A 10373-nucleotide genomic window follows, 5' to 3' on the forward strand; every position below is an offset into this window, starting at 1 on the left:
CCCGAGACCCGCTCCCACCTCGCCCCGCAAGTGCCGTCCACCACCGCGCCGCCCGACCTTCTCGACCTGCTCGGCACACCGGTCGACGAGCTGATCGGCGACGAATGGGGCCGCCCTCCGCACCCCACGTTGATCGGCGTCGGGGAAGACGGCGACCCGGTGTGGGTGGACATCCTGCGCGGCGGCCGCTTCGGGCCGCACGGCATGATCACCGGCCCGAGGCGCGCTCGTGACGCGCTGCTGCGGACCATCGTGTTCAGCCTCGCGCTCAGCCACTCCCCGAACGTCGTCAACTTCGCGTTCGCGGACTTCTCCGGAGGCGCGTCCTTCGTCGGCCTGGGGTACCTCCCCCACGTCGTGACCGCCATCCACCCCACATCGGCGGAGTCACCGGTGATCAGCCGGCTTCACTCCGTCGTCGAAACCGAGCGCCGTCGCCGCGAAGCCGTCCTCCAGAACGCCGGAATCCCGCGGTGGAACGACTACCAGACGGCCGTCGCCGAGGGACGGCCGCTCGACCCGCTGCCCGCCCTGATCGTGATCATCGACAACACCGGCCCGCTGCTGGAGGCACGGCCCGATCTGATCGAGCCCATCATGGCCCTCTGCGGAGAGCGTCCGGCCCAGGGAATCCGGTTCGTCTTCTGCTCGGCGGAGGAAACGGCTCTGCTCGCCGACCTCGTGGCATGGCGGATCGAGATCCCCGGTGGGACGGGGCCGGGCTCCGCGTCCCTTCAGGTCTATGGGGAGCCCGGTCACCCGGCCTCCTTCCGTCCCGCGCACGTATCCCTTGATGCCAGCGACCCCATCGTGGAGGCCATGCGCCGGCGTGGTCCGCGGGCGAGCAGGCTCAAATGGCCGGACGAGCCCGCACCTCCCCCGCAAACGTCGTCTCCACCCCCGGAAACGTCGTCTCCGCCCCCGCAGACGTCAGCTCCGGGCCCCGGCATCCCGGAGTTCGACGTTCTCAGGTTGAACGGGGGCGGGACCAGCGGGATGTTCGAGGAGACGTGGGCGCTTCCCGCGATCGAACCCCGCGATCCCGCGATCGGGTACGACCCGGACGGGAACGTCGTCACCCTGTACCCGCTCGACATCTCGTCCGGGATCCCGCACGGCCTGATCGTGGGCGAGACCGCGGCCCGGCAGCACACCGTCCGCAACATCACCCTCGCCCTCGCGGCCAACTACTCCCCCGAAGACCTCACCTTCGCCTTCGCCGGACTAGGCGAGCATCCCCTCGGGGAGCCGATCGACCTCCCGCACGTCCGGTTCTCCGATGACGAACTCCTCGGACGGCCACGGCGGCTCCAAGCCTTCATCGACTACCTGTCGGGGGAACTGGACGCCCGTGCCGCATCGAGATCAGCCGACGCTCCGGGACTGGTCGTGTTCGCCGACGTGTCGCTGACGTTCCCGTCCAGCAGGCCCGAGGCCGGCGAAGCGCTGCTGAAGCTGGCGCAACGCGGCAGGGCCCTCGGCGTGCAACTGCTGGTGTCCTCGTCCACCGTCGAGGGCACGACGATCTGGAACCGCTTCCTGCCCCTGCTCGGCTGGCGCATCGCGGCGGGTCGCATGCCGCCCTCGCTTCAGCGCGTCCTCGGGCAGGCGAGCCTGCCGTTCCCCGACGAACGCACCGCCTACCTCCTCGCGGGCGGCGGCCGCCCCCGCCAGTTCACCCTCGCCCCGGATACCCCGCGAGCCGCGATCGACGACTTCGTTCAGCGGACCGACCACCGCTTCGCGGACGTGACGCTCCCCGACCTCCTCATGACCGGCCACGACGCCGAGGACAGGGCCGTGATGGACCTGCTCCGGCGGCTCTACATCTTGGAGACGAGAGCCGCACGGTCGGGCGAGTCACGCCCCCGCCACCTGATCTACGGGGGTACGGACCTGCGGATCGCCAGGGCGGCGACGTTGTACGGGCGGCTGCTCGCCGGTCTGGGGGTCCTCGCACACGGCAACATGCGCGAGGGCACCGCCGACTGGACGGGCCATGTGGCGGGCGACCCGGGCGCGAGCATGGCCGACCTCTTCAGAGAGAGTCGCGGCGGCGTCCTGCTCCTCCACGTGAGCCGCGCTCATGACGCCTCCACCGGCGTGGGCGGCCCAGGCTTCCAGGAGAACCTCCGGTCGCTGGTCCAGCAGCACGGAGAGGACCCGGTCGTCATCCTCTGGGCGGACCCCGAGCAGGTGCTCGGCCTCCGCCAGGCCGACTCCTTCTTCACGGACCGGTTCGACCGGATCGGAAGCTTTGAGCAGCCCCCGCCACCCGACCCGCAGAGCCGCCCAGCGGCAAGCTCGGACCGCAGGATCCCGATCGGCGTCGATGCCGAGACGCACGAACCCGTCCTGCTGGACTTCGATGTCGACCGGCATCTGCTGATCTCCGGGCCGCCCGGGTCCGGCAAGACGTTCCTGATGGGCGGAATCATCGATCGGCTCGTCTCGCAGCAGGCTGCGGGCGCCGAGACGCTGGTCTATGTCCTCGACGGGACCGCCAACCTGCCGGTTCCATCCAGCATCGGCTCCTGGGAGGAGCCCGGGGTCCGCTACACCGACTCGCCCGAGGAGTTCGGGACGCTGCTGAACGAGGCCATCTGGGGGACCCGGGCCCGTCTGCTCAGCGGCCAGGGCCCCGAGGTCTACGTCTTCGTCGCGGGACGGAATCGCCTCCTCACGGAGGATCCGCTGGCACCTGTCCTCGATCAGTTGGGGGCGGTCCGCGAGCACGGGCTGCACCTGGTCCTGCTGCGGCAGCGGATCTCCTTCGGCGAACCGCTTGATCCGCTGGTCGATACGTTGCGCGAGTTCGGCGCCCCGGTTCTGTTGACCGGTTCCGCCGGCGGTCGCGAGGCCAATCTGTGGGAGGTGCCCGAAGCTCTGCGGGGTTTCCTGCCGCAACATCAGGCGCTGCTGGCGCATCTTGACCGGCAGCGGCTCATCCGGCTGCCGGAACCGTCCTGAGGACAGGAAAGGATGCCCGCCCAGGGTGCCCGCCCAGGGAGCCCGCACCGGTACCGGTCAGCGGCAGGAGTCGGCGGGGAAGCTCCACAGGGCTCGCTTGCGGGCGTACTCGGCCACCGTCCAGATGCGGTGCTGGCCGCGGTAGCAGGACAGGTCCTCGGGGCCGTGGGAGATGGTGCGGTAGGTGACGCGGCCCCAGTCCCACAAGCCGCGCTGGGGCATGAGGAGGCGGCCGCGCTTCTTGCCGCGTCCCTGCGTGAACCACCACTGGCCGTTCGTCCTGACCCCGCCCTGGATGCGGTCTCCGGGGAGGGTGGCGGCCCAGTTGGCGTGGACGGTGCGGGTGCCGGAGAGCGCCGGCAGAGGCCAGGTCACGACGCGTCCTCGGGGGCCTTTCGGGCGGCACCACTCGCCGGCGATGAGGGAGTGGCTCCAGGTGGTGCGGTCGACGGCGACCCACGACATGCGCAGCGGCCCGGTGCCCTTGCATCCGCGACCCGCCTTTCCGTTGGCGAACCGCCAGCTTCCCGTCTGGGGCATCACGTAGCGGTAGCCGTGGCCGTAGTACTTGCCGCCGTGGAGGCCGACCCGGCCGGAGCTGCCCGTGGAGCCGGCCTTGCTCTTGGCGAGGTCGTAGATGTGGCGCATGTCGAACTCGCGTACACCGTGGCGGGTGTCGGCCACATGAAGCTTGTCGCCGTACCAGGCGATGCCGCCGGCGTGGATGCCGATGTCGGTGTACGTCGGCCGCTTGCCCTTCATCGTCGGGTAGACGAGCAGGACGTGCCGGTAGCTGCGCCTGTCCGGGTCGACGAACGTGAGCCTGATCCGGCCGCTGTCGTGCCACGACACGAGGACGGGCCTGCCGCCGCCGGCCCACCGTTCGCCCGCCACCGCGTCCGAGATGGTCGCGACGCCCTGCGGGACCCACTTCGTGGTGTTGGAGTCCGCCTTGTCGAAGCAGTACACGACCGAATGTGCGGGCACGGCGGCCGCCTTGCCGCAGCCGCCGCCGAACTTCTTCTGGCCTGACGACTTGAGCAGCGCGTCCACGCTGCTCCTGTGGAGTCTCTTGCTCAGCGCCCGGATCGGCGCGCCGCGGTCGAGGCCCCGGCGCAGGTCGAAGTCACGGAGGTTCGGGGCCGCCGCGGCCTGCGCGGGTGCCGCCTGGACGACGTCCGGTACGGCCGCCACCGGCACGGAAAGGGGGACACCGGCCGCGAGAAGCGCGATCTTCCGACGGCGGACACCTATCGCTGCACGCTGCAAGATCATCACGCTCGGCAACGTATCCCAGCCCGCACGCCGGGGCAGTTCCGACATGACCTGGGGAAATGCAACTTAGTTTTCGTACGGTATTACGTCGGCCGGGTGAACCGGCGGCGGTGTGCGGGCGTCGTGAGCCGGACGGCCCCCGGCCGGGCCGGGGGCCGTCCGGCTGACCCGGGTCAGCGCAGGCGGCAGGTCCCGTCATCGGACTTCGACGGGTCGCTCTCCGAGGTTCCCGTCAGCCGGAGGCGTGCCCGGCGGTCCGCGCCCGGCCCGGCCTTCGCCCACACCTCGACCCTCGTGCGGCCCCTCGCCTCGGCGGTGGCGAGCTCGTTCGGCAGCCAGGTCGTCCAGCCGTCGCCGGACACGCCGGCCTCGAGCCGGAACACGTCGGAGCCGTGGCGGCCGGTACCGCCCCCGCCCCTGTTGTGGAGCGTGAGCGTGCACTTCATCCAGCCCACGGCGGCCGGCCTGGCGTGGCCATTGCCGACGCGCACGCCGCGCCGCTGCGGCCCGGACCCGTCCAGCGAGCGGATCGCGACCGTGTAGGACAGGACGCCCTTCCGGTCGCGGTGCAGGTCGAGGACGTAGAAGTGCAGGCGGTTGGCCTCGTCGACGTACTCGTACTCGCTGCCGGAGTCGGTTCCGGCGTGGTACAGGGCGTCCGAGAGCTGCCGGTAGTCGCCGATCGTCATCTTCCTCGGCGTGCCGTCCGGCATGACGAAGTCGACCTTGTCGATGTCCTGCGGGTTGGCGTCCTTGACCCAGATGAACGGTGCCCGGTCCTGGTCCTTGGTCTTCGCGAGCAGGACGCCGGAGTCGGGCGTGAAGGAGTCGGTGCCCATGCGGTCGACGACCTCGATCGTGTAGTTGTCGTAACCGCCGCCGTCGCAGAGCGGGTCGGTGGAGGCGTCACAGGCGGGGCTCTTGTCGCCGCCGTCGCCGAGCTTCAGGTTGATGCCCGCGAGGCCGTTCCCACCGGGTTCCTTGGCGCGGGCCGTCACCCTGGCGACGACCATGCCGGACGAGGCGAGCGTTTCCCGGTTCAGCTGGAGCACCTTGGCAGGGTCGACGATGCCGAGCTCCATCTTGTTGCGCAGCATGTGCTGCGCGCCCATGGAGGCGCCGCCCGTCGCGGGGATCGTCCACCGGCTGTGCGGGCCGCCGGGGCCGTTGAAGGTGCCGCGGCTGAGCATGTCCCACGGTCCGCTGAAGGCGCGGCGCGGCGGGTCGCTGTACGGGTTGTTGTAGTTGTCGCCGATGCCCAGGATGTGGCTGAACTCGTGGGCGAAGACCGACATGCCGGAGCTCTCCGCCTGCGTTGAGCTGCCCGATACGGCGTTCGGCCAGATGGTGGAGCCGGCCTGCCAGGACGTCCAGTCGATGTACCGGGTGTCCACCCAGTTCGGCAGGTTCGGATCGCCGGGGCCCCACTCGGCCGGCACGTTCTCCTTCGTGCCGAACTTCATCTCGCCGAATTCCTGCCAGGTGGACGACTCGTCCTGCCCGGCGCTGAGGAAGAAGACGAAGTCGTACTCGGCGGCCTCCTCCTCGCCGACGTCGGCGACCCAGGCGGCGCGGGCGTCCTCGCGGAGGTCCTGGTCGCAGGTGTCGCCCTCGGGGCAGCCCGTCCCGCCCTGCATGCGGCTGTCCACGCCGTACTCGTGGTCCTTGGCGGGCATCTGGTAGGCGCCGTACGCGGTGAGGTCCACCCCGTACCGGCCACCGGAGTCCTCCATCCAGTACTCGTGGAGGGTGTGGCCGCGGTTGAGCTCCTGCGGCTTGTTGAGGAAGCCCTCGTAGAACTTGGCCACCTCGCCGCGGGGGACGTCGCTGACGCCGACGGGGTTGCCGAAGATGCTGGAGTTGTGCGGCTGCGTCACCTCGAACGGCTGATTGGGGTAGTCGACCAGGACGATCGCGCCGTTGAAGTTCCGCACCGACCCCTCTTGGGACGGGTCGGACCATGACGTTCCGGGCACCGGCTTGTAGTCGTCCCACGTCATCGTGTCGGGAAGTTCGTAGTTCTGCGGGTCGATGGGACGCGGCGTGCCCGCCGCGAAGGTCCGGGCGGACGGCTGGGCACGCTGCCACGGCTGCGTCTGCGGCCAGTGCCGCATCTGCCACGGGTTGGCGGTGGGTTCCGGGATCGCGGTCGGCTCGAGAGCGGCCGGCTCGGGAGTAGGTGCCGCCTGCGCGGCGGCCGGGACGGCCGCGAGTCCCACGATCAGCCCCATCGCCGTCGCGGGCACCAGCAGCATGTTCTTGACGCGCATGTCTCCCTGCCTCTGGTGGACTGCGCAGAACGTAAGGCAGGGGAACCGCCCCGGCTATGGCCGACTTAGCCGATCTAGCGTGGTTTGCCCTGGCATGTCGGACAGGGCAGCCAGGTCACACCGGCCAGCACCACACCGGCCAGCACCACACCGGCAGCGTCACACCGGCAGTTCCCGCTCGGCCACGACGATGCCGTCCTCGTCGCTGTAGAGAAAGTCGCCCGGACGGAACTCCACGCCGCCGAACGTGACGGGGACGTCCACCTCGCCGGCGCCGTCCTTGGCGCTCTTGCGCGGGTTCGAGCCGAGGGCCTTCGCGCCGAGGTCCAGCTCGCGCAGCGCCGGCACATCGCGGACCGCGCCGTTGATGACGACCCCGCCCCAGCCGTTCGCCACCGCCGCCGCCGCGATCATGTCGCCCATCAGCGCGGACGCCAGCGAGCCGCCGCCGTCCACGACCAGCACGCGGCCCTCGCCGGAGGTGTTCAGCAGCTTCTTCACCAGCCCGTTGTCGCGGTGGCAGCGCACGGTCGAGACCGGGCCGGCGAACGACGCGCGCCCGCCGTACTGGCGCAACTGCGTCTCGCAGCTGCGCAGCTCGTCCCCGAAGTCGTCGATGAGGTCAGCGGTCGCGAAGTCCATCCCGGCAGCCTACTGGGCGGTAACCGATCAGTGGGCCGACCGGTCGGTGGGAAGGCGCGTCGGTGGGCACGCCGGTCAGTGGGCACGCCGGTCAGTGGGCACGCCGGTCAGTGGGCACGCCGGTCAGTGGGCACGCCGGTCAGTGGGCACGCCGGTCAGTGGGCACGCCGGTCAGTGGGCACGCCGGTCAGTGGGAAGGCGCGTCGGTGGGGCGGCCGATCAGGCGGGACAGGACGATCGACGTCTTCGTCGCCGTGATGTTGTCCTCGCGGCGGAGCCTTTCCAGGGCCTGCTCCAGGTGCTGGATGTCCCGGGCCCGCACGTGCACGAGGGCGCTGGCGTCACCGCTGATCGTGTACGCGGCGACGACCTCGGGATGGCCCCGGACGCTCGAGTAGATCTGGTCCGGGGACGTCGCGCCCGTGCAGAAGATCTCGATGAACGCCTCGGTCGTCCAGCCCAGCGCGGCCGGGTCGACGACGGCCGCGAAGCCGTTGATGACGCCGTCCGCGCGGAGCCGGTCGACGCGCCGCTTCACCGCCGGGGCCGACAGCCCGACACGGTCGCCGATCTGCGCGTACGAGGCGCGGCCGTCCTCCAGGAGCTGCGCAACGATTCGACGGTCGAGCTCGTCAAGACGCAACAAATAACACCCCTGAAGTCCGTTCTCGTCATTGGTCGGCGATAGATCCCGAACATACGCTGGGAGGCGGACCGGCGGCCACCTGACCCGTCCGGCCTCTCCCCCACGGCACCGGATCACCGTCCGGTGCCCCAGCTGTGCCCGGCCGCACACGGCCGGGCCGAGCCGCGAAGGAGTGTCGTGAGGGCGACCGATCAGCTGCTGGCGATGTCCGACGAGCACAGCGCGCACAACTACCACCCCCTCCCGATCGTCGTCGCCGAGGCCGAGGGCGTCTGGCTGACCGACGTCGAGGGGAACCGGTACCTGGACATGCTGGCCGCGTACTCCGCGGTCAACTTCGGGCACCGCAACCCGCGCCTCACCGAGGCCGCGAAACGGCAGATGGACCGCGTCACGCTGGTGAGCCGGGCGTTCGACCACGACAACTTCGGACCGTTCGTCACCGAACTGGCCGAGCTGTGCGGCAAGGACATGGTGCTGCCGATGAACAGCGGCGCCGAGGGCGTCGAGACCGCCCTGAAGACCGCCCGCAAGTGGGGCTACGAGGTCAAGGGCGTGCCCGCCGGCGAAGCGAACATCATCACGTTCGAGGGCAACTTCCACGGCCGCACCACCACGATCGTGAGCTTCTCCACCGATCCGGACGCCAAGGACTCCTACGGCCCCTACACGCCCGGCTTCCGGACCGTCCCGTACGGGGACGTCGAGGCGCTGAAGGCCGCGATGGACGGCTCCACGGTCGGCGTGCTGATCGAGCCGATCCAGGGCGAGGCCGGCGTGAACGTCCCGCCGAGCGGGTTCCTGCGCGCGGTGCGCGACCTGTGCACCGCCAACGGCACGCTGATGATCGCGGACGAGATCCAGTCGGGCCTCGGCCGCACCGGCACGACCTTCGCGTGCGAGCACGAGGGCGTCGTGCCCGACGTCTACGTCCTCGGCAAGGCCCTGGGCGGCGGCATCATGCCCGTCTCGGCCGTCGTCGCCGACGCGGACGTCCTGGGCGTCTTCAAGCCGGGCCAGCACGGCTCCACGTTCGGCGGCAACCCGCTCGCCTGCGCCATCGGCCGCGAGGTCGTCGCGATGCTGAAGACCGGCGAGTACCAGGAGCGCTCCAGGACGCTCGGCGCGCACATGCACGAGCGGCTCGGCGGGCTGCCGGGCGACGTCGTCCGCGAGGTCCGCGGCCGCGGCCTGTGGGCGGGCGTCGAACTGCACGGCAAGGCGCGCCCGGTCAGCGAGCGCTTCATGGAACTCGGCGTCCTGGCCAAGGAGACCCACGAGACCACGCTCCGCCTCGCCCCGCCCCTGGTCATCGACCCCACCGACCTCGACTGGGCCCTGGACCAGCTGGAACTGGCCTTGAAGGGCTGATCCCCTCCGGCGGCCCTCCCGTTCTCCAGCGCAAACTCCAGACTCGTCAAAGTCTCGGCCGGGTGCCCGCATGGCGCGGCCGGGCGGCCCGCCCTGCCGGGGAGGGTGGGGACATGCTGCGGAAATGGGGTAGGCGCCGGGTCGTCATCGGATGCGGCGGGACGGCGCTCGGCGTCGTGCTGCTGCTCGCGGGCGGGCTCTACCTGCTGCAACGCACCTACAACGACGACGTCAACCGGATCTCCGGGGCGATGCCCACGACGTCGGGGCGGCCGTCGTCGACCGGGCGCGGCGAGAACTGGCTGCTGATCGGCTCGGACAAGCGTGCGGACATACCGTCGATGGGCGCGCGGGCCGACACGGTCATGCTGGTGCACATGTCCGAGAGCGGCGACCGCGTCTCGGTGATCGCGATCCCCCGGGACGGCTGGGTGCCCGTCCCCGGGCACGGCACCACGAAGATCAACGCCGCCTTCGCGCACGGCGGGCCGGCGCTGCTGATCCGGGCGGTGGAGCAGCTCACCCGCGTCCGCGTCGACCACTACGCCGCCCTGGACTTCGGCGGCTTCGTGGAGATGACCGACGCGCTCGGCGGCGTGGACGTCACGATCACCAAGCGCACCCACGACCCGATGCACGACCGCACCTGGGAGGCGGGACGCCAGCATCTGAACGGCGTGGAGGCCCTGGACTTCGTCCGGCAGCGCTGGAACCTGCCGAGCGGCGACCTCGACCGGATCAAGCGGCAGCAGGCGTTCCTGAACGCCCTCGCGGACAAGGCGCTGGACACCCGCAACCCGATCAAGATCGACCGGTTCATCCGGGCGGCGACCAAGTCGGTGTCGGTGGACGGGACGGTGACGGCCGGCATGCTGCGCGGGCTGGCGCGCCGGCTGCTGGACACCTCGATGCTGGAGTACCTGACCACGCCGGTCTCGAAGACGGCCCAGCGGGGCGAGCAGAGCGTCGTGCTGCTGGACGACGCCGGCGTGCGGGAGCTGTTCACCGCCGTCCGGGAGGACAAGGTCGGCGAGTACGTGTCGCGCAACGGCGCCGGGAACTCGGTGGACGCCGTCCGCTAGGCTCCCCGGCCATGAGAGACAGTCGAGCGAAGCTCGTCGTTTGAAAAGGCGGCGGGCGGGGGCTGCAGGACGGTCATCGAGCGAAGCTCGTCGTTTGAAAAGGCGGCGGGTGGGGGC

General features: G+C 70.7%; 7 protein-coding genes. 3 read left to right on the forward strand and 4 right to left on the reverse strand.

What is annotated here, in order from left to right:
• Nucleotides 1-2970: FtsK/SpoIIIE domain-containing protein (locus E1285_RS39650; protein WP_132159750.1), on the forward strand; the 2970-nt coding region annotated here is incomplete at its 5' end.
• Between the two features lie 57 nt (nt 2971-3027).
• On the opposite strand, the gene E1285_RS39655 is transcribed toward E1285_RS39650, so the two are convergent.
• The 4 genes from E1285_RS39655 to E1285_RS39670 all read right to left on the reverse strand — a co-directional run bounded on the left by E1285_RS39655 (nt 3028) and on the right by E1285_RS39670 (nt 7800).
• The gene (locus E1285_RS39655) at nt 3028-4164 is read right to left on the reverse strand and encodes a hypothetical protein (protein ID WP_132159751.1); all 1137 of its coding nucleotides are present in this window, start codon (nt 4162-4164) and stop codon (nt 3028-3030) included.
• Nucleotides 4165-4418: 254 nt separating this feature from the next.
• A complete protein-coding gene (locus tag E1285_RS39660; RefSeq protein ID WP_243723374.1) occupies nt 4419-6515 on the reverse strand; it encodes a M6 family metalloprotease domain-containing protein in 2097 nt (698 codons plus the stop codon).
• A 159-nt stretch (nt 6516-6674) separates the two neighbouring features.
• On the reverse strand, nt 6675-7157 hold the full coding sequence (gene rraA, locus E1285_RS39665) for a ribonuclease E activity regulator RraA (protein ID WP_132159752.1): 483 nt from the start codon (nt 7155-7157) through the stop codon (nt 6675-6677).
• Between the two features lie 187 nt (nt 7158-7344).
• Nucleotides 7345-7800: an Lrp/AsnC family transcriptional regulator gene (locus E1285_RS39670; protein ID WP_132159753.1), complete on the reverse strand. Its 456-nt coding sequence runs from the start codon at nt 7798-7800 to the stop codon at nt 7345-7347.
• A 180-nt stretch (nt 7801-7980) separates the two neighbouring features.
• On the opposite strand from E1285_RS39670, the gene rocD reads away from it, so the two are divergent.
• Complete coding sequence (gene rocD / locus E1285_RS39675; protein ID WP_132159754.1) at nt 7981-9174, forward strand: ornithine--oxo-acid transaminase; 1194 nt, start codon at nt 7981-7983, stop codon at nt 9172-9174.
• 113 nt (nt 9175-9287) lie between these two features.
• The gene (locus tag E1285_RS39680; protein ID WP_132159755.1) at nt 9288-10256 is read left to right on the forward strand and encodes an LCP family protein; all 969 of its coding nucleotides are present in this window, start codon (nt 9288-9290) and stop codon (nt 10254-10256) included.
• Nucleotides 10257-10373: the final 117 nt, after the last annotated feature.

The organism is Actinomadura sp. 7K507 (assembly GCF_004348425.1).
Classification (GTDB): Bacteria; Actinomycetota; Actinomycetes; order Streptosporangiales; family Streptosporangiaceae; genus Spirillospora.

Coding starts and splice junctions, on each gene's coding strand:
- E1285_RS39660 (WP_243723374.1), bottom strand. CDS start 6,515: ATGCGCGTCAAGAACATGCTGCTGGTGCCCGCGACGGCGATGGGGCTG.
- E1285_RS39680 (WP_132159755.1), top strand. CDS start 9,288: ATGCTGCGGAAATGGGGTAGGCGCCGGGTCGTCATCGGATGCGGCGGG.
- rraA (WP_132159752.1), bottom strand. CDS start 7,157: ATGGACTTCGCGACCGCTGACCTCATCGACGACTTCGGGGACGAGCTG.